We start from the raw sequence: 23,120 nt of genomic DNA, 5'->3' as shown, positions 1-23,120 counted from the left end.
GCCTTATCATGGACAAATATGACCGCATGCTCCTCGCTGCACTGATCGAAAACGGCCGGGCGACCTATGCCGAGTTGGCGCGCAAGGTGAATCTGTCAGCCCCCGCCGTGGCCGAGCGCGTGGCCAAGCTTGAGTCCAGCGGGGTGATCACCGGTTACCAGGCCAACGTCGACATGGCCAAGCTCGGGCTGCCGATCCAGTGCGTGATCGAACTGCGCCTGGCCCAGCACGGCAACCAGAAGGCCTATGACGAACTGGCCCGGATCCCGCAGTTGACCGAGTGCTACCGGGTCACCGGCGACCCCTGCATGATCATGCGCGCCGCCGTGGCGTCGATGCCGGAGCTGGAAGACCTGATCAACCGGGTGGCGCAGTTCGGCTCCAGCAAGACTTCGATCGTGCTCTCCAGCGCCATCGAACGGCGGGTGCCCCTGGGTCAGTTGGAACACAACGGCAAGTAAGCGGGTTTCACTGACGGCGCCGAACGAACAGCCCTAGAACCCGCGATGGCGCTTGAGGTGGTCGGGAATTTTCGCCGCCGGGACTTTCTGCAATTTGCACAGGAAGTCATGGGACAGCTCGCGCAGGCCGTGGGTGCGGCGCAGTTCCTCGGCCAGGTGCGTGGTGAGGTTGGCCGCCATCTCGGCATCGGCCATGGCCCGGTGAGCCTGGCCGGTATGGGGCAGGCCGGCAAACTGGGTCAGGGTCCCGAGCTTGTGGTTGGGCGCTGCCGGCATCAGGCGCCGCGCCAGCAACAGGGAACAGGCGAAGTTCTGCAAGCGGGTGCGCTTGATCCGTCCCAGCTCGAAATCCCAGAACTTCTGGTCAAAGGCGGCGTTGTGCGCCAGCAGCGGCGTGGTACCGACGAACTCGTTGACCTCGTTCATCACTTGCTCCGCCGAAGGCGCGGTGCGCAGCATGGCGTTGCTGATGCCGGTCAGTTGCTCGATAAAGCCCGGCACCCGCACGCCGGCATTCATCAGGCTCTGGTAACGCTCGACGATGCGCCCCTGCTGCAGGATCACCACGGCAATTTCCGTGGCCCGGCAACTGCTGCTCGGGGAGATCCCGGTGGTTTCAAAGTCGATGACTGCAATGCGTTCCAAACCTGTCCAGCTCCGTACAAAAAATAATCAGTTCTTCAGCAGCAACGCGCCTTCGATCGGCACGTAGCGCGAGGCGGCGCGAATCAGCGAATTGGCGGTGAGCCCCGGCACGCCATAGGCGACGGCCTGGACCCCATGCTTGTGGATGATGCGTTCGAGCAGCATGTCGAAGTCACCATCGCCGGAGGCCAGCACCACCTCATCGACGTGAGCCGCGGCGTCCATGATGTCGATGGTGATGCCCACGTCCCAGTCGCCCTTGGCCGAGCCGTCGCTGCGCTGGATATAGGGTTTGAGTTTTACCGTGAAGCCCAGGTTGCGCAGGATCTGCTGGAACTGCTGCTGCTTGCTGTCACCGCGATCGATGGCATAGGCATAGGCTTCGACGATCTGCCCCTGTTTGCTGATGTCAGCCCACAGGGCGGCGTAGTTGAAGTGGCAACCATAGGCCTGGCGCACGGTGTAATAGAGGTTCTGGACGTCGGCGAACACAGCGATTTTTTTCACCGCTAATCCTCATGGCGCTGGAGCGCGCAGGCTGGATCGGGACTCAAACCCCGAAAAGTCGCCCAGTATGCCAGCCATGGGGAATGTTCCGCGAATAATCGGTCCGGGGGGCCGTGCCTCCCGGACCGAACGCAGATCAGGCGAAGGGATCAGACGAAGGAATCGTCGTCAGAGAACGAACTGTCGTCGCTGCCGTAATCGGCATCGTCCAGGCCGCCCTGGTCATTGCTGCCCCAGGAATCGTTATTGGCCAGGCGTTGGTCGTCATTGCCCCAGCCACTGCCGCTATCGCTTACCGGAGCCGGCTCTTCCTTGATCACTTCCACCACTTCTTGGGGTTGCTGGTTGCTGTGGAACAGGCTGCTGATGCCTTGCGCCAGCATCACACCACCCGCCACCCCGGCTGCGGTTTTCAACGCCCCACCGAGAAACCCGCTGCCCGCCGGTGCGGCTGGCTGCCCGTAGTTTTGCGGCGGCGCCGCATAATTTTGCGGTGCCGCACCAAAATTCTGCTGCGGCTGGGCATTGAAGGACGGCCGCGCCGGTTCACGCCAGCCACCGCTGGACGCCGGCGCAGCACTTTGCGTCGGGGCTGGCTGCGCGTCGCGGGAGCCACCAAAGATGCTCGACAGGAATCCCCCGCCGGTGCTCGGCGCCGGGGCGGCGGCCTGGGCCCTGGCTTGCTGCAGTTCGTTTTGCAATTGCTGGATTTGCTGGGTCAGCTGCTTGTTCTGCTCATCAAGGCTCTTGAGTGCGGCCTCCTGCACCAGAATCGCCTGGGTCATGAAATAGCCCGCGGCGGGCTGGCGGGTCAGATGCTCCTTGATCCGCGCCTCGGCCTGGGCGTCGCGTGGGGCTGAATCCGTTTCGGCTTGCTGCAACCGTGAAAACAGTCCATCGATCAGGGCTTGCTCTTCGCTGTTCATGGCGACCTCTTTAGATTGCCGGTAGAAAACTGGCCCTTGTCCGTTGTGGATAAAGGGTTTGACCAGGAAACGGGCTGATGCCCGGATCAGTAATGGGGCTGTTGCCCGGGCTTTCAATAGGCTTTACCGAACGTTTACGTTTGCTTGCCCGGGGCCCGCATCGGTTAAAGTGGCAAACCGCTCTGCCACTGCGATACCAACCGATGAATCCGTTAGACGTGCTCCGCGACTCCTTGTTCTTCTTCCGGCGCAACCTGGGACAGATCGTGCCCTTGTGCCTGCCGCTGGTGGTACTCGAAGCGCTGTTGCAGCAAGTCGTCGATAACGCCCTGGGCCCCGATGCCTTCCCCGGCTACAGCGTGCTGGTGGGGCTGCTGGTCTACCCGCTGTACACCGGCGCCCTGATTCTGTTTCTCGATGCCCGCAGCCGTGGCGAATCACCTCGCACCCGTGACCTGCTGGCCATGTCCCTGACGCTGTGGCCGCGCTTTGCCCTGCTGACCGCCACCAGCACCCTGCTGATTCTGCTCGGGCTGTCGATGTACTTCCTGCCCGGGCTGTGCGTGATGGTGATGCTGGCATTCGCCGAATACCTGCTGGTGCTCAAGGGCCTGCAACCGCTGGCGGCGATCAAGGAAAGCCTGCGCCTGACCCGTGGTCATTTCCTGCGTATCCTGGTGTGCATCCTCTGTGTGATGACCCCGTTGTGGCTGCTCAAGGGCGCCAGCAGTGCGGCCTACCCGGACCCGCAGAACGCCTTCCTGGGGTTGGTGATCGACAGTGCCTACAGCTTCCTGCAGTTGTTCACCAGCGTGGTGCTGTTCCGCCTGTTCATGCTGATCAGCGATCTGCCCGACAAACGCTGAAACCGACACCGGCCGCTCTGCCCCTTGGGCCGCGGCCCTGCTCTCGGTTATGCTCGCGCTCAATCCTGCAACGCCATAAGCCGAGCCGATGACCCGTCTACTTCGCTTCACCCTGCTGGGCCTGCTCCTGCTGGCCGGACTGTTTGCAAGCCTGGTCTACAGCCTGACGTGGCGCCCGGATGCCAAGGAGTCGCTGCCCGTCAGTTGCGCGGCCAAGGCCCCGATCCTGATGCCCGGCCAGGCGCTGAAGGTGATGACCTGGAACGTCCAGTACCTGGCCGGCAAGCGCTATGTGTTCTGGAATGACCAGGCCCAGGGCCCGGATGAAAGCCCCACCACCGAGGACATGGCCTTCAGCCTCGACGAGGTGGCACGGGTTATCCGCGACGAGCAACCCGACATCGTCTTGCTGCAGGAACTGGACAACGGCGCCAAGGCCAGCGCTTACCAGGACCAGCTCAAGCTTTTGCAGGAGCGGGTCACCGACCTCTACCCCTGCAGCACCCAGGCCTACGACTGGAAGGCCGACTTCATTCCCTCACCGCATATCTTCGGCAGCGTCGGCCGGCAGCTGGCCACCCTGAGCCGCTACCAGATCGAGCACGCCGAACGCCTGCAACTGCCGATCGCCTCCGCCAATCTGCTGAGCCGTCAGTACCAGCCCAGGAACGCCCTGCTGGTGAGCTACCTGCCCCTGACCGACGGCGGGCAGATGGCCATTCTCAACACCCACCTGGAACGGGCGAAACAGGCCGACGAGACCTTGCCCAACCAGGTCACGGCCATCGCCAAGGTGCTCGACACGTTCGAAGGACGCGGCACGCCCTGGCTGATCGGTGGCGACTTCAACCTGCTGCCCCTGGGCCAGTACCAGCGCCTGGCGCCGGAACAGCGCGCGCCCTACGCCGCCGACAGCGCGCTGCACCTGCTGTGGGATAAATATCCGATGGTGCCGACCAATACCCAGGCCGGCGGCATTGACCGCGAAAACTGGCTGACCCACTACCCCAACGACCCGAGCCTCAGCGGCCCCGACCGCACGGTCGACTACCTGTTCTACAGCCCGCGCATCAAGCGGGTCGAGGCCCGGGTCAGGCAGGACGACACCTTGCGCATCTCCGACCATTTACCGGTGATCGCCCGCTTCCTGCTGCCTGCCGCGCAATAACCCGCGTTTATTGACCGGGCTATTTGCGCGGCTTGGCCCGCGCGGTCGCTTCGGCCACCAGCGGGTCGTCCGGCCAATAGTGTTTCGGGTAGCGGCCCTTCAAGTCCTTCTTCACTTCGGCGTAGGTGCTGCGCCAAAAGTTGGCCAGGTCCTGGGTCACCTGCACCGGGCGCCGGGCCGGTGACAACAGGTGCAACTTGACCACTTGCCGGCCGCCAGCGATACGCGGTGTCTCAGCCAGGCCGAACAGCTCTTGCAGGCGCACCGCGAGAATCGGCGGCTGCTCGCTGTAGTCCAGGCGAATCGACGAACCCGAGGGCACGCTCAAATGCTGCGGCGCCAGCTCGTCGAGGCGTTGCGGCAGCGGCCAGGGCAACTGATTGCGGACGATGCTCGACAGGTCCAGTTGGGCGAAATGACTGAGCCGCGAGACTTTGCCCAGGTACGGCAGCAACCAGTGCTCCAGGCCCTTGAGCAAAGCGCCGTCACTGACATCGGGCCACTCGCTGTCTGACTTGGCGGCAAGGTCCAGTTGCCGCAGCAAGGCCACTCGTGCCTGCCACTGGCGCAACTCCGGGGTCCAGGGCAACAGCTCCAGCCCCTTGCGCCGCACCAGGTTGACCAGCGCCTGGCTGCGCGCCGCCTCGTCCAGCCCGGTCAGGGGTTCGCGACTGAGCACCAGTTCGCCAACCTTGCGCTGGCGCTCGGCTCGCAGCACACCTTCGCGCTCGTCCCAGTCCAGTTGATCGACGGTGCGAACCTGCTCGGCCAAGACCGAATCGAACAGTGCCGGATCGAAATCGGTCGCCAGGTAAATCCGCTCCTCGCGCTGCCCCTGGCGGCTGCCCAGATCGGCAATCACCAGCCAGGCTTGCTTCATCAGGCTGTCGGCCTCGCTGAACAGCGCCGCACGCCCGTTGGCCAGGCGATACTCAGCCCCCCCGGGACGCCGCTGCTGAGCCACGCGATCCGGATAGGCCAGGGCCAGCAAAGCCCCCAGCCAGCGCGGATGCTCGGGGTCCGGCACCGCGGCGCTGGCGTTGCCCCGCAGGTAGCCGCGGTACTGTCGCGCCAATTGCCGTGCCCGCTGCACCCCACCCTGGGCACCGCGCGCCGCGCGGGCTTCGCCCGACAACAACACCAGGCGGCTGTGCAAGTCGGCACCGGCACCGCGCAGGATGTCCCGTTCGCCAAGCAGCGCGGCCACATCGCAGGCCATGTCCGCCAGCCCCAGGGCCTGGCCGCGCAGCAGCAAATGGGCGATGCGTGGATGGGCCGGCAATTGCGCCATGGCCTGGCCGTGGCGCGATAACGTAGCCTCTTCACCGGCCTTGGCTTCCAGGGCACCGAGGCGCTCCAGCAAGTCCCGGGCCTGGGTGTAAGCCGCAGTGGGCGGCCCATCCAGCCACACCAATTGCCCCGGAGCGACGCCCCAGCGGGCCAGTTGCAGAGCCAGCCCGGCCAGATCCGCCTGGAGGATTTCCGCACTGGCATAGGCCGCCAGTTGCTCATGCTGATCCTCGGACCACAGGCGATAACACACCCCGGGCTCCAGGCGCCCCGCACGGCCGGCACGTTGTGTGGCGCTGGCGCGAGAGATGCGCTGGGTATCGAGACGGGTCATGCCGCTGCCCGGGTCGAAGCGCGGCACCCGCGCCAGCCCGGCATCGATTACCACGCGCACGCCGTCGATGGTCAGGCTGGTTTCCGCGATGTTGGTGGCCAGCACCACTTTGCGCTGGCCGGCCGGCGCCGGGTCGATGGCCGCACGCTGGGCTGCAAGATCCAGCTCGCCGTGCAGTGGGCACAGCAGGATCTCGCGACGGTCTCCCAGGGCCTCGGCCAGTTGCTGATGTACCCGGCGGATCTCTGCCTGTCCCGGCAGGAACACCAGCAGGCTGCCGGGCTCATCGTTGAGAGCCTCAAGAACGGTCTGCACCACCCGTGGCTCGATAAACTCGCCAGGCTGATAAGGCCGCCCCCAACGCTGGGTCACCGGGAACATGCGCCCTTCGCTGCGCAGGATCGGCGCATCGTCGAGCAGTTGCGACAGGCGCTCGCCTTCCAGGGTGGCCGACATCAGCAGGATCTTCAGCGGTTGCTCATCACGAAACAGCTCGCGGCCATTCAGGCTCAGGGCCAGGGCCAGGTCGGCGTCGAGGCTGCGCTCGTGGTACTCATCGAAAATCAGCAAACCCACGCCATCCAGCGCCGGGTCGTCCTGCAGGCGGCGGGTCAGGATGCCTTCGGTGACCACTTCGATACGGGTGTTGGGGCCGACCTTGCTGTCCAGGCGGATACGGTAGCCCACGGTTTCACCGACTTTCTCCCCCAGCTCGCTGGCCAGGCGCTCGGCCGCCGCGCGGGCTGCCAGGCGCCGTGGTTCGAGCATCAGGATGGTCTGTCCGGCCAGCCACGCTTCATTCAACAGGGCTAAAGGCACGCGGGTGGTCTTGCCGGCACCCGGCGGTGCTTCGAGCACCGCCTCATTGCGTGTCGCCAGGGCGGCGCGCAGTGCAGGCAAAACTTCATCAATTGGCAAAGAATTCATGCTGGCTCCAAAACAGAGGCGCGAGTATAACGGCGAACTGCCTGGCGTTAATCACGGTCTGAACTCAAACCGACAACGCTTCACCCCCTTTGGCTTCACGCTTTGCTCAGGAGATTTCCATGCGTATTCCCTTCCGTTTGATTGGCGGTGTGCTGGTCGCCACCCTGCTGACCCAGGTCACCGCCTGCGGCTCGATTTTCTTCCCGGATCGACGCGGCCAGATCGAAGGCAAGATCGACCCCCTGGTGGCTGTGCTCGATGCAGTGGGGCTGCTGTTTTACGTGATCCCCGGATTGATCGCCTTCGGCGTCGACTTCGCCACCGGCGCCATCTACCTGGAGCCCGGAAAAACCGCGCAGATCGCCCCGGAAAAACTCCAGCAAGCCATAGGCGCCGACGGCAAAGTCGATAACCGCAAACTGCAGGCGATTCTCGAAAGCGAACTGGGCGGCAGCTTTCCGCTGGATGATCCACGCCTGATCCAGCACAAAGGCAGCGTGCAACAGTTGGCGCTGTACGGCCTGCAGCCTGCGGCCTGAAGCGGCCTCTGAAGGAATTCGCCTCGTATGAGCACTAGTCCGGAACACGCGCGCCTGCTGCGCCTGGCCACCCGCGCATCATTGGCGGTGGCCAGCATCCTGATCGTGGCCAAGGCAGTCGCCTGGTGGCTCAGCGGCTCGGTGAGCCTGCTGGCGGGCCTGACCGATTCGTTGCTCGATGGTGCGGCGTCCTTCCTCAATCTGCTGGCGGTGCATTACGCCCTGCGCCCGGCCGATGACGACCACCGGTATGGCCACGGCAAGGCCGAGTCGCTGTCAGGCATGGCCCAGGCGGTGTTCGTCGCCGCCAGTGCGGTGCTGATCGCGATCCAGGCCATCGAACGCCTGAAAAACCCCGAGCCGCTGGGCGCGCCCTGGGTCGGTATCGGCGTGATGCTGCTGTCCCTGGCCCTGACCGTGGCCTTGCTGATGGTGCAGAGCCGGGTCATCCGCGAAACCGGTTCCACGGCGGTACGGGCAGACTCCCTGCATTACCGTTCGGACTTGCTGCTCAACGCCAGCATCCTGATGGCCCTGGTGCTCGCCAGTTTCGGCTGGCACCAGCTGGACGCCTGGTTTGGCCTGGCGATCGCCGTCTACATCCTGTGGAGTGCGCTGCAGATAGCCCGCGAGAGCGTGGCCGTGCTGATGGACGAAGAATTGCCGCCGGATGTCAGCCAGCACATGCTCGAACTGGCCTGCGCCGTTCCAGGGGTGCTGGGTGCCCATGACTTGCGCACGCGGATCTCCGGCAGTCACTGGTTCGTGCAATTGCACCTGGAACTGCCGGGGGACTTGAGCCTGTCAGTGGCCCATGGCATCAGCGACCAGGCCGCCGATGCGATCCATGCCGCCTACCCGAGGGCCGAAGTGCTGGTGCACGCCGACCCACAGGAAGTGGTGCTGGCTGCCAGGGGTCAGTAAGTCACCTGATAACCGCGCGAGCTCAGGCAACTGCCCTGGGCCTGGCGGTAGGTCTGCACCACTTCGGGCGCAGGCGGATAGGTGGCCACTGCCGGATCGAAGCCACTTTGCTGCACGGCCCAGCGATAGCAGTCGTAACGGTCCTGATCGATCTGCTGCGGCGATTGCCCGCTGACCGGGTAAGCCACCACGTCATAACCATTGCCCGCCTGTTGCGGCGGCGGGCTGGCCACCGGCGGCTGCACCACCACGTAGTCCTGGGTGTTGGCTTCGTAGGTGTAGTAGGCGCCCGCCGCGAGAAAGAACAGCGCGCTGCCGATCCAGACTTCCCGGGCGTAATCCGGCAGATAACCCACGCGAATGCCATAGGGCGGCGTCACCACGACGTAGCGCGGGCCTTGCGGGCGATACCAATAGCCACCGGAGAAGAAGTAGTCCTGGCCCCGATAAGGCACGCGGTAATTGCGATCCGGAAAACGGTCGATCACATACCCCGGGCGATACTGCGGGCCTGGCCCCCAGCCGTTGCCATGCCCATCCGGGCGCCCCGGCCAGCGATGATCGTCGGCATGTCCGCCGCCCGGACGGGAGCCCGGCCCGCCCGCCTGCCAGTGCTGGTTGTAATCATTGCGTCGCGGCGTGTCCTGGTAGTAGCCGCGCTGCGGCTCCTGGGTCTGGCGCACGGTGTCGGGACGCCCCTGGATCGGCAGGTTGTTCTGCGGACGGGTTGCCGGCTGCACGGCAGGCTGCTGCACCGGACGGCCCTGGCCGTTTGGATCGTGCTGGGGACGGTTCTGCCATTGTCCGCCCGGGTTCTGGCTTCCCGGGTTCTGGCCGTTATGTTCGAACTGGCGGCTGTTATCGCCGCGAATAATCTCATTCTGTGGCCGGGGCTGATTATTCTGAGGACGGTTCTGGTTGTTTTCCGGACGCGGCTGGGCAGGTGCCGGACGCGCCTCTGGCGCATGTTCGCGCTGGCCGCCGCCATTGCCACCACCGGCGCCATGCTGAGGACGTTGTTGTGCCTCATCCCGCTCGTCGGCCAGCGACTGCCCGCTGACACTGATACACAGCAAACCAACACCTGCCAAACGCCAGATGCGCGACTTCATGCTATTCCTCACTGCGGATTAGGGCCTATAGATAAGACTGGAAAAGCACAGGCCGGTTCTGCAACAGGTTATCAGTCACGAGACTTATTTAGGGGCAATAAAAAAGGGGGACCCGTCGGTCCCCCCTTGAGATTTTCGTCCGTGCTCGGCGCTTGTGGCCCCGGCTCACCTCACTCCGTCTTCTGGACAGTGTGTAGCCCGGGGGCCGACTCAACCCTGTGGGGGTGGCGACCGCGGCTGGCCTGATTCGGCGGGCCGCACTGGACTCTATGTCCGGGCAGTGATTCTGGTGTTAAGAATAGGCCTGGAGCGTCGACACAGGATTGCGAAGATTGCTCAAATAAACATAGCTTGCGCAATTTTTAACTCAGGATAGATAATCTGGCGCAATAGTTATGACAAAGGCCTGTTCCATGAGCAAACTCGACCGTTACGACCTGAGCATTTTGGCTGAATTGCAACGCGACGCCCGCATCTCCAACCAGGAGCTGGCCGAGCGTATTGGCCTGTCACCCTCGCCCTGCTCGCGCCGGGTCAAGCAATTGGAAGACGACGGCTACATCTCGCGCCAGGTCGCCCTGCTCGATCGCAAGATGCTCGGCCTGAGCCTGACCGCCTACGTGCTGATCGGCATGGACCGGCACACCCCCGAGCGCTTCGAGAACTTTGAAGCGGCGATCCGCAACCTGCCTCAGGTCCTGGAATGCAGCCTGGTGACCGGCATGGACGCCGACTACCAGCTCAAGGTCGTGGTGCCCGACATGGACCACTATCAGAAACTGCTGCTGGGCCACCTGACCCGCATCGAAGGCGTCACCAGCGTGCGTTCGAGCTTCGTCCTCAACCAGGTACTCAACAGCACCGAACTGCCACTTACCCACCTGCGCGGCTGATTACGCCGCGCCAGCGAGCCTGCCTGTGGCGACGTAACGCACGCAGATCAATGCCCTGCCCATACCCCTTGGCGTATACTCGGCCGGCCTTTTTTGCCCTGCCTGCGCTGGAGATGTTCGATGGATCCTGCAGTTTTCGAAGAATGGATGATGACGGTCCTGGTCAGCATCCTGATCATTTTCATGGCGTTTATCGTCTGGGATCTGGCGAAGAAGTCCAAGGCCGGGCGCTTCGGCTCGTTCATCCTGTTCTTCGTCCTGGGCCTGGGCGTGGCCGCCTTCATTATCAAGAGCGTGGTCATCGGCCTCATCGAGTCCGGGGTTCTATAAACGCGCCGGGACTTCCTTCCACTGCCCCTGATCCAGCCCGTCCAACGTCCAGTCGCCAATCCTGACCCGCACCAGGCGCAGGGTCGGCAGGCCAACCGCAGCGGTCATGCGCCGGACCTGACGGTTGCGTCCCTCGCGAATCACCAACTCCAGCCAACTGGTGGGCACGCTCTTGCGAAAGCGCACCGGCGGATTGCGCGGCCACAGCTCGGGCTCATCAAGGGCTCGGGCCTCGGCGGGCAGGGTTGGGCCGTCATTTAGCTGCACCCCATCGCGCAGTTGCTGCAATTGCTCGGCGCTGGGCACGCCCTCGACTTGTACCCAATAGGTCTTGGCCAACTTGTGCCTGGGGTCGGCGATGCGCGCCTGAAGCTGGCCATCGTTGGTCAGCAGCAACAGGCCCTCGCTGTCACGGTCCAGGCGACCGGCCGGGTAGACGCCCGGTACGGCGATGAAATCCTTGAGGGTCGCTCGCCCTTGCTCATCATTGAATTGGGTCAGCACATCGAAGGGTTTGTTGAACAGAATCAGTTTCGGCTCGGTCGGCGGCGCCTTGGCGATACGGCGCGGCGCCTGGCCGGAAGACGGGCTGTTGCTGCCTGGACGGCGGGAAACGGGACGAGGGGGACGGGGCATGGTGAAAAGGACATTCAGCGATCAGGACCGACAATGCTAGTGGCCTGATCGCCAAATGACCATTCAATAAACACTCAGCGGAATGGCGGCTCGTCGAAGCTGCGCAGTTTGCGCGAGTGCAGCGAGTTGAGGTCGGTGCGCAGCAGGTCCACCGCTGCGATGCCGATCTTCAGGTGCTGGCTGACCGCTCGCTCATAAAAAGCGTTGGCCGAACCCGGCAGTTTGATTTCGCTGTGCAGCGGTTTGTCCGAGACACAGAGCAAGGTGCCGTACGGCACTCGCAGGCGATAGCCCTGGGCGGCAATGGTGCCGCTTTCCATGTCCACGGCCACGGCCCGGGACAGGTTGATCAGCGGCCGCTCCTGAGCCCAGCGCAACTCCCAGTTGCGGTCGTCGTAGGTCAGCACGGTGCCGGTGCGCAGGCGCTTTTTCAGGTCGTCGCCCTTCTCCCCGGTGACATTGGCCGCGGCTTGCTGCAAGGCCATCTGCACTTCGGCCAGGGCCGGAATCGGAATATTGGGCGGCACCACCCGGTCCAGAATCCCATCGCGGCGCATATAGGCGTGAGCCAGCACATAGTCACCAATGGTCTGCGACTGCCGCAGGCCACCGCAGTGGCCGATCATCAGCCAGCAATGCGGACGCAGTACCGCCAGGTGATCAGTGATGTTCTTGGCGTTGGACGGGCCGACGCCGATATTCACCAGGGTCACGCCATGGCCATCGGAGGCCTGCAGGTGATAGGCCGGCATCTGGTAGCGGTGCCAGACCACCCCGGCGGCAATCGCCGAGGCTTCGCCGTGGTCCATGGTTTTTTCGATGACTACGTTGCCCGGCAACACCATGCGTACAAAACGCGGATCGCTGCGCAGTTGCTCCAGGCCGTGGGTAATGAACTGGTCGACGTAACGGTGGTAGTTGGTCAGCAGGATCCAGGGCTGCACGTGGCGCCAGTCGCTGCCGGTGTAATGCACCAGGCGCCGCAGGGAAAAGTCCACCCGTGCGGCGTCGAACAGTGCCAGGGGCAAGGGGTCGGTGTTTTCCCAGTCATACAGGCCGTCGGCAATGCCGTCGGTGGCGGCGGACAGGTCGGTGCTGGGGAAAACCCGCGCCAGTACGGCGGCGGTCACGCCGGAACCGGCCAGCTCATCGCCCTGTTCGACCACATAGGGATACGGAATATTCTGCTCGCTGACGCCCACTTCCACGGTCACGGTGAAGTCGTGCATCAACGGCACCAGTTGCTCCAGCAGGTACTTACGGAACGCCGCCGGATGGGTGACCGTGACACTGTAGGTGCCCGGCAGCTGGACCTTGGCATAAGCCCGGGTGGTTTGTGGGACTTCGCCCTGGCAGAGGTAGGTCAAACGTAATTCGGGGTAGCGAAACTGCGCCCGTTGCTCGGCGGTGGGTTCGACGCGATCCTTGAGATAGCGCTTGAGCGCCTGGCTCAAGGCGGAGGTGGCCCGCTCATGCAGTTGAGCAAGCCGATCCACGGCTTGCTCGGCGGTTTGAACGACAATAAAAGCTTCGGTCACGATAAGCATCCTGTGTTCTGATCTTGCAGGCGTTCATCTTGCCTGCATCGCCGCCTCACGGGAACCGCCCAATCGCTACCAGCGCCCAAGGTTGATCAAAAGGCCTGGGGTGTGCAGCGTGCCACTATCGCCGCGACATCCAGGCCCCGCGGCAAAGTGCCGTAGGCGCGCCCGGCATTGCCCAGGCGACTGGCGATAAAGGCATCACTGACGGCCGCATTGCCCGCCTCCAGCAACAGCTTGGCCTGCAACCCGAGCGCAATGTCTTCAGTGAGCTGCCGCGCGCGGTACTGGATATCGTCGGTGTCCTTGAACGCCTGTTGCAGCGTGGTGATATGAGCGGCCAGGCGTTTATCGCCATGACCATCGCCAAGCTCGGCGAACAACACATCCAGCACCCCAGGCTCTTTCGACAGGGCACGCAGCACATCGAGGCACTGCACATTGCCCGAGCCTTCCCAGGTCGAGTTGACCGGCGCCTCGCGGTACAGCCGCGGCAGGATGCTTTCTTCCACGTACCCGGCGCCGCCCATGCACTCGGCGGCCTCGTTGATCATGGCCGGCGCCCGCTTGCAGATCCAATACTTGCCCACTGCCGTCACCAGCCGCGAGAACTTGGCCTCCTGGCCATCATCCAGGTGATCCAAGGCCCGTCCCATGCGCAGGCTCAAGGCCAGGGCCGCTTCGCTTTCCAGGGCCAGATCGGCGAGGACGTTCTGCATCAGCGGCTGCTCGGCGAGCACCCGGCCACCCACCAGCCGATGGGCGCAATGATGGCTGGCCTGGGTCAGCGCCTGGCGCATCAGCGAGCTGGAGCCGACCATGCAATCGAAACGGGTCATGGCCACCATCTCGATGATGGTCGGCACCCCGCGACCTTCCTCGCCCACCATCCATGCCAGGGCGCCGCGGAACTCCACTTCGCTAGAAGCATTGGAGCAGTTGCCGAGCTTGTTTTTCAGGCGCTGGATATAGAACTGATTGCGGCTGTCATCAGGGCGATGCCGGGGCAGCAGGAAACAGGTCAGGCCCTTTTCGGTCTGGGCCAGGGTCAGGAAGGCATCGCACATCGGCGCCGAACAGAACCACTTGTGCCCTACCAGCTCATAGGCCTGCCCGGGACCACCCGCTCCCACCGGATAAGCCCTGGTGGTGTTGGCCCGCACATCGGTGCCACCCTGTTTCTCGGTCATCGCCATGCCGATGGTCACACCGGCCTTGTGCGCCATGCCGACGTTGCGCGGGTCGTACTCGGTGGTCAGCACCTTGGGCAGCCATTGCTCGGCCAGGTCGGGCTGCAACTTCAGCGCCGGGACGCAGGCAAAGGTCATGGTCAGGGGGCAACCGCTGCCGGCCTCGGCCTGGCTGTGCAGGTAAGTCATCGCGGCGCGAGCCACGTGGGCGCCGGGCTGGGCGTCGGTCCAGGGCAGCGACGGCAAGCCATGTTCGACGGCAGTACGCATCAACTGGTGATAGGCCGGATGAAACTCCACCAGGTCCAGGCGATGCCCAAAACGATCATGGCTGACAAACACCGGCTTGTTCTGATTGGCCAGGAAACCCGCTTCCATCAGCGGGCCACCGGCCAGCGCCCCATAGGCATCGATCCGCGGCTCGGCCCAGGCGCCGCCAAAACGCCGGGTCCACTCTTGCAGGGGCAGGTCGATGCGATACAGGTTGATGCCATCCAGAGACGGCGGCTGGTTGGTGACTTCGTGGGTTTCAGCGAACTGGTGCAGGTTCATGACGGGGCTCCTGAAGGCGTGACTGGCCTCAGTTAAGCACCCCACCCCCGGGGTTCAAAGTGTCATATACGCCTAAATATCGGCACTTTCACCCTGCTCAGGACAGAGCACACGCTTGAACAGCACCACCTGCAACTCCTCGAATTTCACCGGCCGGGCCACGTGCTCGATCCAGCCATAAGCCGTGCAATGTTCGCGCTCGGCTGCATGGGTGCACGCCAGCGCCACCAGCACCGGCAACCTGGCGCAACCGGGCAAGGCCTGCACCTGGGCGCTGAACGCCGTGGCGTCCTGGGCGCTGATCTGGCAATCAAGCAGCACCCCATCCACCTTCTCCACCCGCAGCTGCTCCAAAGCCTGCGCGGTGCTGTCGACGCTGAGCACCCGATAACCGAGCTTGAGCAACATGCCACGCACCACCAACTGATTGATGCTGTTGTCATTCACCAGCAGCATCGTGCAATCCTCCGGCACCCGCCGGCACACCGAGCGCGCCTGGAACACCGAAGGGATGTGCAGAGCGGGACTGACGTCCACCTCGAACTTGACCTCCAGGCGGAAGCAACTGCCGCGCCCCGGCTCGGACTCGTGGGTCAGGTGGCCCCCCATCAGCTCAATCAACTGCCGGCAAATGGCCAGACCCACACCCAACCCGCCATATTCCCGGGTCATTGAGCTGTCGAGCTGGAAAAACCGCTGGTACAGGGTCGCCTCGTCCAGATTGACGAAGCCGATCCCGGTGTCGATCACGGCCAAGGTCAGCGCCTGGCGCCCATCAACCTCCGGCTTGGCGGTGATACGCAGGACCACTCCACCGACACGGGTAAATTTGATGGCATTGTCCAGCAGGCACTCCAGGCATTGATTGAGCTTGCCGCGATCGCCCAGCAGGCGGTCCGGCACCCCGGCCGCCAGGTCGACATCGAACCCCAGGGCCTTGCCCGAGGCATTGGCCGCAAACTGCAGGCGCAGGCCATCAACCATCGAACGCAGGCTGAACGACTCGCGCTGCGCGCTGAGCTTGCCAGCCTGCAATTCGGTCAGGGTGAGGATGCCGTTGACCATGCGCATCATGTCCCGCGCCGAGCCGGCGGCGGTTTGTTGATATTGCTCAAGCTCCGGATCCAGATCGAGGGTCTGCATCAGTTCCAGGGAGCCGATCACCCCATTCATCGGGGTGCGCAATTCGTGGGTCAGGGTGGCCAGGAACTCGTCCTTGAGCCGATTGCTGTGGGCCAGTTGCTGGTTCAGCACTTCAAGCTTCTGCCCGGCATCGAACAGGGTCTGCGCCTGCTGCTCGCGCATCGAGTTGATCCGGTCGGCCAGGGCCAGGGACAGCAGCGCCACCTCGATCGCCGAACCGATCTGGCTGGCGTACATGGTCAGGAACACGTTAGGCAGGTAACCGAGCACCATCAGGGTGTTGATCACCCCGCCGAACAGAAACGCCGACCAGGCGATGATGAAATAGCGTGCCACGCGCAAGCCTCGGTACCAGACCACAATCCCGGAAACGAAGATCACCACGGTAAAGATCAGGGCCAGGCCGGTCGCCAGGCGCAAGGCCAGGGCGTAGCTGGTCATCAGCGACAGGCCCAGCACCACGGCGCTGCAGGCGATCAGCACTAACAACAGGCGATCAACCCAACGGCTGTGGCTTGAGGTCTGCAGGAAACTGCGGGCGAACTGGCTGCCGAACAGCGCGGCCGAGGCGATGAAGAATGGCGTGGCGGCGTTGGCCCACCATGGGTTGTTCGGCCAGAAATACTCGACCGCCGCGCCGTTGACCGAGAGCTGGTACAGGCCGAACGAGGCGATATAGAAGATGTAGTAGAGGTAGCTGGTGTCGCGCACGCTGAGGTAGATGAACAGGTTGTAGATCAGCATCCCCAGCAGCACGCCGTAAATCAGGCCCAGTACGTACAGGCGCATCGGCTGCGCCTCGAGGTAGGCGGTGCTCGACCAGAGGGTCAGCGGGGCCTGGATCGAACCCTCGCTTTGCAGGCGCAGGAACACCGTCTTGTGCTCGTTGGGCGCAAAACTCAGGTCGAACAGGTAGTTGTTCTGGCGGATCTGCCGGCTGTCGAAGGGCAAGGCGTCGCCCGTTCGTCCAGCCAGGCGGTAGCCGGAGCCTTCATCGGGCACATAGAGGTCGAGATGATCCAGCGGTGGGTAAGCCAGTTCCAGCAACCAGGTGCGCTGCGCAGTGGGGTTGCCGGGCCGGTAATCCAGGTCGACTTTCAACCAGAACACCGAGTGCGAGTAACCGGCATTGAGGGTGGGCTTTTCGTGGGTTTTGAAATTGCCAGCCAAAGCCTGTGAACTGACTTCGGCGATGGTCGCCTCGCCACTCACATCTTCGAACACCTGCATGACCTGGCCCAAGGGCAGGCGCTGAGTGAACTCGTCGAACTCGACCGCGCCAGCCAACATTGGCACACACAACAGCAACATCAACAAATAGCGCATAAAGCCCCAGCGTGGCCTGTCCGGTTGTGTCAAAAAGCCCCCATTCCTTTTGAGCAGACGTAAAACCGGCATTACCTGTTATTGGTTTGGATCCACTCTAGCATAGCCGCTGATGGCCATTGAGCACCATTGAAAATTTTAGTCTAAAGGCTCTAGAACGGGCATTTCAGCGCTATCCATTGAGCTAGAGCTGTTCGTTCAGTCAAGTCGATTCATGGGAAGCTGCGACTCGGCGCAAAGGCGCGCCGAGAGCCGCGAAAAAAAACGTTTGGTGGTAAGCTCGCGCACCATGAATATCTACAGCTCTCGCCCCGTTGTCCTCTGTCTCTCCGGCCACGACCCAAGTGGTGGCGCCGGCTTGCAGGCAGATATCGAAGCCCTGCTCGCCCAGGGTTGTCATGCAGCTCCGGCTGTGACCGCGCTGACCGTGCAAGACACGGTCAACGTCAGCGACTTCCGGGTCCTGGATCGTGAGTGGGTACTGGCCCAGGCCAACGCCGTGCTCAATGATTCGACCGTGGCCGCGGTCAAGCTCGGCATGCTCGGTTCCCTGGAGATGGTCGACACCGTAGTCGAACTGCTCCAGGCGCATCCGCATTTGCCGATGGTCTGCGATCCGGTGCTCAAGGCCGGCGGCGGCGGGCGCCTGGGTAAGGATGAAGTCGGCTATGCCATGCGCGAGCGCCTGTTGCCGATGGCCACCATTGCCACTCCCAACCTCCCTGAAGCACGAATCCTGGCCGAATTGCCCGAAGGCACCGCCGATCAGTGCGCTGAAAAACTCCTGCCTTTCGTCAAACACCTGCTGATCACCGGCGGCCATGGCGACGAGCACCAGGTGCATAATCGTCTATATAGTCGCGACGGCCTGCGTGAAACCTACACCTGCCAGCGGCTGCCCGGCAGCTATCACGGCTCCGGCTGCACACTGGCCAGCGCCCTGGCAGGCCGCCTGGCCCAAGGGGAACACTTGGCCAGCGCAGTGAAAACCGCTCTGGATTACACCTGGCGCACCCTGCGCGACGCCGAACAACTGGGCAAAGGCCAGTTCGTACCGCGCCGCCTGCCCCTGGATTTCTGCTCGTAACGCCTTGAGGCTTTCAATGAAACTACGTGGCCTGTACGCCATCACCGACAGCCAATTGTTGGCCGGCAAGTTTCTGCAGTACGTGGAGGCCGCGCTGGATGGCGGCGTGACGCTGCTGCAATACCGCGACAAGAGCAACGACGAGGCCCGTCGCCTGCGCGAGGCCGAGACCCTGCAGCGACTGTGCGAGCGCTACACGACCCAACTGATCATCAACGACGACGCCGAGCTGGCGGCGCGCATTGGTGTCGGCGTGCACCTGGGCCAGACCGATGGTCCGTTGACGCCCGCCCGGGCCCTGCTCGGGCGCAAGGCAATCATCGGCTCGACCTGCCACAGCCAACTCGCACTCGCCGAGCAAGCCGCCAAGGAAGGCGCGAGCTATGTCGCCTTTGGCCGCTTTTTCAACTCCAGCACCAAGCCCGGCGCACCGAGCGCCGACCTTGAACTGCTGGACCAGGCCCGCGCCAGCCTGCACCTGCCGATCTGCGTGATCGGCGGCATCACCCTCGACAACGCCGCGCCACTGGTGGCCCATGGCGCCGACCTGCTGGCGGTGGTCCACGGCCTGTTTGGTGCATCGAGCACCCAGGAAGTAACGCGCCGCGCCCGCGCCTTCAACGACTTATTCAATTGCTGATTGCTGAGAGCCCGATCATGTCCCGTTCCGAAACTCTGTTTGCCAATGCCCAGAAACACATCCCCGGCGGCGTGAACTCGCCCGTTCGTGCGTTCAAGAGCGTTGGCGGTACCCCGTTGTTCTTCAAGCACGCCGAAGGCGCCTACGTCACTGACGAAGATGACAAGCGTTATGTCGATTACGTTGGCTCGTGGGGCCCGATGATCCTCGGCCACAGTCACCCGGACGTGCTGGACGCGGTACGCAAGCAGCTGGAACATGGCCTGTCCTACGGCGCGCCGACGGCCATGGAAACCGAGATGGCGGACCTGGTCTGCTCCATCGTGCCGTCGATGGAGATGGTGCGCATGGTCAGCTCCGGCACCGAAGCCACCATGAGCGCCATTCGCCTGGCCCGGGGCTTCACCGGCCGCGACAGCATCATCAAGTTCGAAGGCTGCTACCACGGGCACTCCGACAGCCTGCTGGTAAAAGCCGGTTCCGGCGCGCTGACCCAGGGCGTTCCAAGCTCGGCTGGCGTGCCTGCGGCGTTTGCCAAACACACCCTGACGCTGCCGTTCAACGATATCGCTGCGGTCGAGAAGATGCTGGGCGAAGTCGGCCAGGAAGTGGCCTGCATTATCGTCGAGCCAGTGGCTGGCAACATGAACTGCGTGCCGCCGGCGCCGGGCTTTCTCGAAGGCCTGCGCAGCCTGTGCGACCAGCACGGCGTGGTGCTGATTTTCGATGAAGTGATGACCGGCTTCCGGGTCGCCCTCGGCGGCGCCCAGGCCCATTACGGCGTGACTCCGGACCTGAGCACCTTCGGCAAGATCATTGGCGGCGGCATGCCGGTCGGCTGCTTCGGCGGCAAGCGCGAGATCATGCACCACATCGCCCCGCTGGGCCCGGTCTACCAGGCCGGCACCCTGTCGGGCAACCCGCTGGCCATGGCTGCCGGCCTGACCACCTTGCGCCTGATCAGCCGCCCGGGCTTCCACGCCGAACTCAGCGACTACACCAGCCGCCTGCTCGACGGCCTGCAACAGCGTGCCGATGCCGCAGGCATACCGTTCGTCACCACTCAGGCAGGCGGCATGTTCGGCCTGTACTTCAGTGGCGCCGACGACATCGTCACCTTTGACGATGTCATGGCCAGCGACGCCAACCTGTTCAAGCGCTTCTTCCACCTGATGCTCGAAGGTGGCGTGTACCTGGCGCCGAGCGCCTTCGAGGCCGGTTTCACCTCGATCGCCCACGGCGATGCCGAGTTGAAACTGACCCTGGACGCCGCAGAACGCGCATTTGCCGCATTGAAGTAAAGCCCGCCTCAACCGCCGCCAGCATTTGCGGGCGGCGGTTGTACCTCGTCACTCGCTGTTTGCGCCCCGCAAAGCAATAAATCCGCCGAAAGCTGCGGATATAGCGCCCGCGCAGCAGAAAAACGAGTAAAGACTTTGTAAGGTTGGCCCTGCTTATTTCATAATGCGCGCTTATTGGATCCCTCGATGGGTCCGCGTGCCCTCCAGAGGTAAGTCGATTCCCATGAACCGCACCGGCCGCGCCCTTGCATTGGGCTGCCTGTTGCTCCTTCAGCCCCTGCTCGCGCACGCACAAGCGGGCGGCAACTCGTTGTTGATCCCAGCGATGGGTCGCTGCACCCTGAATACTCAGCCGCAAGACCTGGCCGAGGCGCTCGCCGCCTGCCAGAAAGCATCCGATGAAGGCGATGCACAAGCACAGTACGAGTTGGGCGAGTTCTATTACGAGGGCAAGGGCGCACCGCGCGACCTCAACCTGGCCCTCAGCTACTTCGAGAAAGCCTCACTGCAAGGCCACGCTCAGGCACAGTTCAAGCTCGGAACCATGTTTTTCCACGGTGAAGGTGTGCCCGCCAATAACGTCCAGGCGTATATCGTGCTGAAAATGGCGGCGGTCAATGGTGCCGAAGATGCGCTGGATACGGCCGACGAAGTCGCCGAGCACATGCAGCGTGATGAACTGGAAGTAGCGACCCAGGTGCTGGGGCAGATCTTCCGCAAATACCTGATGGAACTGCAGAGCGCCGACGGGCGTTCGCCCTTCTCTCCTCTGCCCTGAGCGGTACTCAGGGAGTACAGCACTCCCCGCGAGCCGATCACGGCACTTACCTTAATGAATCGCAGGGGTAGATTTGCGTCTGCCTTGCTGTCGAGCGAGGGTACACGCCCTCGCTCAGCAACTGTGCCGATACTACTTTTCGGGCATCGGCATCGGGAACGGCATGACGTTGCTCATGCCGCGGGCTTCGCTGATCTTCGGTGTGCCCAGACGCTCCACTTCGTCGATGCGCACGATGGAATGCATTGGCACAAAACTGCGGACCACGCCTTCGAACTGCGCCTTGAGCTTCTCTTCGCTCGGATCGACGACCACCTGGGTGCGCTCGCCAAAGACGAACTCTTCCACCTCCAGGAAACCCCACAGATCACTTTGATAGATCTGCTTGGCGTACATTTCGAACACCTGGCCCTGGTTGAGGAAAATCACCTTATAGATTGGAGCTTCACGTTTGGTCATGGTGGGCGGGTAACACATCGGGGGATATAAAAGAGGGCGCGAACTATAGCATGGCACCCGATGCACAGTGCTAGGAACCTATCGGCATGCCCCCTATAATGCGCGGTTCTTTACCACCAGTTGACGATCCCCCATGGCCAAGAAGCTTTACATCGAAACCCACGGTTGCCAGATGAACGAGTACGACAGCTCGCGCATGGTCGATCTGCTGGGTGAACATCAGGCCCTGGAAGTCACTGCCCGTGCTGAGGATGCCGACGTCATCCTGCTCAATACCTGCTCGATCCGCGAACGCGCCCAGGACCGGGTGTACTCCCAGCTCGGCCGCTGGCGCGAACTGAAACTGGCCAACCCGGACATGGTGATCGCCGTCGGCGGTTGCGTGGCCAGCCAGGAAGGCGCGGCGATCCGCGATCGCGCACCCTACGTCGACGTGGTCTTTGGCCCGCAAACCTTGCACCGCCTGCCGGAAATGATCGACGCGGCGCGCATCACCAAACTGCCGCAAGTCGACGTCTCGTTCCCGGAAATCGAAAAGTTCGACCACCTGCCGGAGCCGCGCATCGATGGCCCAAGCGCCTATGTGTCGGTCATGGAAGGCTGCAGCAAGTACTGCACGTTCTGCGTCGTGCCCTACACCCGCGGCGAAGAAGTCAGCCGGCCCTTTGACGATGTGATCGCCGAAATCATCCACCTCGCGGAAAACGGTGTGCGCGAAGTCACCCTGCTGGGGCAGAACGTCAACGGCTATCGCGGCCTGACCCATGACGGACGCCTGGCTGACCTGGCCGAGCTGATTCGAGTGGTGGCCGCGGTCGATGGCATCGAGCGTATTCGCTACACCACCTCGCACCCTCTGGAATTCTCCGACAGCCTGATCCAGGCCCACGCCGAAGTCCCGGAACTGGTGAAACACCTCCATCTGCCAGTGCAATCGGGCTCCGACCGGATCCTCGCGGCCATGAAGCGCAACCACACGGCCCTGGAGTACAAATCCAAGCTGCGCAAACTGCGCGCGGCGGTACCCGGCATCTGCATCAGCTCCGACTTTATCGTCGGCTTCCCGGGCGAGACTGAAAAAGACTTCGAACAGACCATGAAGCTGATCGAAGACGTCGGCTTCGACTTTTCCTACTCGTTTGTCTACAGCCAGCGTCCGGGCACCCCGGCTGCCGACCTGGTGGACAACACCCCGGAAGAGCTGAAAAAAGAACGTCTAAATGCTCTGCAGCACCGATTGAATCAGCAAGGCTTCGAGATCAGCCGACAAATGGTCGGGTCGATCCAGCGGATCCTGGTCACCGACTATTCGAAGAAAGACCCTGGCGAACTGCAGGGCCGGACCGAGAACAACCGCATCGTCAACTTCCGCTGCGACAACCCGACCTTGATCGGCCAGTTCGCCGACGTGCACATCGATGCCGCCCAGCCGCACTCGCTGCGCGGATCATTGCTGCCTGCAACCGAGCAAAGCGGCACCGCGAGAGAAGTCGGTGCGCCTGCCACCGTGGCCTGAAGGATTGCCGCTCGCGTGAGCTGAACAAC

The 23,120-nt window shown here is 63.2% G+C and carries 22 protein-coding genes; 12 read left to right on the top strand and 10 right to left on the bottom strand.

The window, feature by feature from the left end; translation table 11 throughout:
* Nucleotides 1-8: 8 nt before the first annotated feature.
* On the top strand, nucleotides 9-461 hold the full coding sequence (locus ACOZJV_RS28270) for an Lrp/AsnC family transcriptional regulator (RefSeq protein ID WP_020296929.1): 453 nt from the start codon (nucleotides 9-11) through the stop codon (nucleotides 459-461).
* A 33-nt stretch (nucleotides 462-494) separates the two neighbouring features.
* On the opposite strand, the gene ACOZJV_RS28265 is transcribed toward ACOZJV_RS28270, so the two are convergent.
* The 3 genes from ACOZJV_RS28265 to ACOZJV_RS28255 form a co-directional block, all read right to left on the bottom strand.
* Complete coding sequence (locus ACOZJV_RS28265) at nucleotides 495-1,106, bottom strand: PolC-type DNA polymerase III (RefSeq protein WP_421548979.1); 612 nt, start codon at nucleotides 1,104-1,106, stop codon at nucleotides 495-497.
* Nucleotides 1,107-1,133: 27 nt separating this feature from the next.
* The gene (locus ACOZJV_RS28260; protein ID WP_020296927.1) at nucleotides 1,134-1,613 is read right to left on the bottom strand and encodes an NYN domain-containing protein; all 480 of its coding nucleotides are present in this window, start codon (nucleotides 1,611-1,613) and stop codon (nucleotides 1,134-1,136) included.
* Nucleotides 1,614-1,762: 149 nt separating this feature from the next.
* Nucleotides 1,763-2,539 (bottom strand): DUF2076 domain-containing protein, encoded by a 777-nt coding sequence (locus ACOZJV_RS28255; protein ID WP_078471671.1) that lies wholly within the window; start codon nucleotides 2,537-2,539, stop codon nucleotides 1,763-1,765.
* A gap of 203 nt (nucleotides 2,540-2,742) precedes the next feature.
* Between ACOZJV_RS28255 and ACOZJV_RS28250 the strand changes: the two genes are divergently transcribed.
* Both ACOZJV_RS28250 and ACOZJV_RS28245 read left to right on the top strand, forming a co-directional pair.
* Nucleotides 2,743-3,405: a YciC family protein gene (locus ACOZJV_RS28250; RefSeq protein WP_078471670.1), complete on the top strand. Its 663-nt coding sequence runs from the start codon at nucleotides 2,743-2,745 to the stop codon at nucleotides 3,403-3,405.
* Between the two features lie 88 nt (nucleotides 3,406-3,493).
* Complete coding sequence (locus ACOZJV_RS28245; RefSeq protein WP_421548978.1) at nucleotides 3,494-4,573, top strand: endonuclease/exonuclease/phosphatase family protein; 1,080 nt, start codon at nucleotides 3,494-3,496, stop codon at nucleotides 4,571-4,573.
* A gap of 19 nt (nucleotides 4,574-4,592) precedes the next feature.
* Here ACOZJV_RS28245 and hrpB read toward each other — a convergent pair whose 3' ends face one another.
* Nucleotides 4,593-7,124, bottom strand: a complete 2,532-nt coding sequence (gene hrpB, locus ACOZJV_RS28240) for an ATP-dependent helicase HrpB (protein WP_421548977.1) — start codon at nucleotides 7,122-7,124, stop codon at nucleotides 4,593-4,595.
* Nucleotides 7,125-7,243: 119 nt separating this feature from the next.
* Between hrpB and ACOZJV_RS28235 the strand changes: the two genes are divergently transcribed.
* Nucleotides 7,244-7,663 (top strand): hypothetical protein, encoded by a 420-nt coding sequence (locus tag ACOZJV_RS28235; RefSeq protein WP_020295310.1) that lies wholly within the window; start codon nucleotides 7,244-7,246, stop codon nucleotides 7,661-7,663.
* Between the two features lie 27 nt (nucleotides 7,664-7,690).
* Complete coding sequence (locus ACOZJV_RS28230) at nucleotides 7,691-8,587, top strand: cation diffusion facilitator family transporter (protein WP_421548976.1); 897 nt, start codon at nucleotides 7,691-7,693, stop codon at nucleotides 8,585-8,587.
* Here the strand turns inward: ACOZJV_RS28230 and ACOZJV_RS28225 are convergent.
* Nucleotides 8,581-9,699: a DUF6515 family protein gene (locus ACOZJV_RS28225; protein ID WP_421548975.1), complete on the bottom strand. Its 1,119-nt coding sequence runs from the start codon at nucleotides 9,697-9,699 to the stop codon at nucleotides 8,581-8,583. The genes ACOZJV_RS28230 and ACOZJV_RS28225 overlap by 7 nt on opposite strands.
* Nucleotides 9,700-10,112: 413 nt before the next feature.
* On the opposite strand from ACOZJV_RS28225, the gene ACOZJV_RS28220 reads away from it, so the two are divergent.
* Nucleotides 10,113-10,592 carry an Lrp/AsnC family transcriptional regulator gene (locus tag ACOZJV_RS28220; RefSeq protein ID WP_020295307.1) on the top strand — a complete coding sequence of 160 codons (480 nt, stop codon included), beginning with the start codon at nucleotides 10,113-10,115 and terminating at the stop codon, nucleotides 10,590-10,592.
* Between the two features lie 120 nt (nucleotides 10,593-10,712).
* Complete coding sequence (locus ACOZJV_RS28215) at nucleotides 10,713-10,922, top strand: DUF2788 domain-containing protein (protein ID WP_020295306.1); 210 nt, start codon at nucleotides 10,713-10,715, stop codon at nucleotides 10,920-10,922.
* Here the strand turns inward: ACOZJV_RS28215 and ACOZJV_RS28210 are convergent.
* The 4 genes from ACOZJV_RS28210 to ACOZJV_RS28195 form a co-directional block, all read right to left on the bottom strand.
* Nucleotides 10,917-11,483, bottom strand: a complete 567-nt coding sequence (locus ACOZJV_RS28210) for a pseudouridine synthase (protein ID WP_201132075.1) — start codon at nucleotides 11,481-11,483, stop codon at nucleotides 10,917-10,919. The two genes, ACOZJV_RS28215 and ACOZJV_RS28210, sit on opposite strands and share 6 nt — an antisense overlap.
* A gap of 149 nt (nucleotides 11,484-11,632) precedes the next feature.
* Nucleotides 11,633-13,105, bottom strand: coding sequence for an AMP nucleosidase (gene amn, locus ACOZJV_RS28205; RefSeq protein WP_161955752.1), 1,473 nt, complete (start codon nucleotides 13,103-13,105; stop codon nucleotides 11,633-11,635).
* An 86-nt stretch (nucleotides 13,106-13,191) separates the two neighbouring features.
* Nucleotides 13,192-14,841, bottom strand: a complete 1,650-nt coding sequence (locus ACOZJV_RS28200) for an acyl-CoA dehydrogenase family protein (protein ID WP_421548974.1) — start codon at nucleotides 14,839-14,841, stop codon at nucleotides 13,192-13,194.
* Nucleotides 14,842-14,913: 72 nt separating this feature from the next.
* Nucleotides 14,914-17,310 carry a hybrid sensor histidine kinase/response regulator gene (locus tag ACOZJV_RS28195; protein ID WP_421548973.1) on the bottom strand — a complete coding sequence of 799 codons (2,397 nt, stop codon included), beginning with the start codon at nucleotides 17,308-17,310 and terminating at the stop codon, nucleotides 14,914-14,916.
* A 289-nt stretch (nucleotides 17,311-17,599) separates the two neighbouring features.
* Between ACOZJV_RS28195 and ACOZJV_RS28190 the strand changes: the two genes are divergently transcribed.
* The 4 genes from ACOZJV_RS28190 to ACOZJV_RS28175 all read left to right on the top strand — a co-directional run bounded on the left by ACOZJV_RS28190 (nucleotide 17,600) and on the right by ACOZJV_RS28175 (nucleotide 21,116).
* On the top strand, nucleotides 17,600-18,397 hold the full coding sequence (locus tag ACOZJV_RS28190) for a hydroxymethylpyrimidine/phosphomethylpyrimidine kinase (protein ID WP_421548972.1): 798 nt from the start codon (nucleotides 17,600-17,602) through the stop codon (nucleotides 18,395-18,397).
* Nucleotides 18,398-18,413: 16 nt separating this feature from the next.
* The gene (gene thiE / locus ACOZJV_RS28185) at nucleotides 18,414-19,037 is read left to right on the top strand and encodes a thiamine phosphate synthase (RefSeq protein WP_201128151.1); all 624 of its coding nucleotides are present in this window, start codon (nucleotides 18,414-18,416) and stop codon (nucleotides 19,035-19,037) included.
* Nucleotides 19,038-19,054: 17 nt separating this feature from the next.
* Nucleotides 19,055-20,338: a glutamate-1-semialdehyde 2,1-aminomutase gene (gene hemL / locus ACOZJV_RS28180; RefSeq protein WP_020295299.1), complete on the top strand. Its 1,284-nt coding sequence runs from the start codon at nucleotides 19,055-19,057 to the stop codon at nucleotides 20,336-20,338.
* Between the two features lie 223 nt (nucleotides 20,339-20,561).
* Entirely contained in the window at nucleotides 20,562-21,116 is a 555-nt protein-coding gene (locus ACOZJV_RS28175) for a tetratricopeptide repeat protein (protein WP_020295298.1), read from the top strand.
* Nucleotides 21,117-21,248: 132 nt separating this feature from the next.
* Here the strand turns inward: ACOZJV_RS28175 and ACOZJV_RS28170 are convergent, their stop codons facing one another.
* Nucleotides 21,249-21,575 carry a DUF1820 family protein gene (locus ACOZJV_RS28170; RefSeq protein ID WP_020295297.1) on the bottom strand — a complete coding sequence of 109 codons (327 nt, stop codon included), beginning with the start codon at nucleotides 21,573-21,575 and terminating at the stop codon, nucleotides 21,249-21,251.
* A gap of 133 nt (nucleotides 21,576-21,708) precedes the next feature.
* Here ACOZJV_RS28170 and miaB point away from each other — a divergent pair, with 133 nt between their 5' ends.
* Nucleotides 21,709-23,091 carry a tRNA (N6-isopentenyl adenosine(37)-C2)-methylthiotransferase MiaB gene (gene miaB / locus ACOZJV_RS28165; protein WP_078471660.1) on the top strand — a complete coding sequence of 461 codons (1,383 nt, stop codon included), beginning with the start codon at nucleotides 21,709-21,711 and terminating at the stop codon, nucleotides 23,089-23,091.
* Nucleotides 23,092-23,120 lie beyond the last annotated feature (29 nt).

The sequence above is a fragment of the Pseudomonas sp. QD4 genome, assembly GCF_049199125.1.
Lineage (GTDB): Bacteria > Pseudomonadota > Gammaproteobacteria > Pseudomonadales > Pseudomonadaceae > Aquipseudomonas.
The sequence above is the reverse complement of the archived record's forward strand: the minus strand, read 5'-3'. Positions and strand labels throughout refer to the sequence as shown.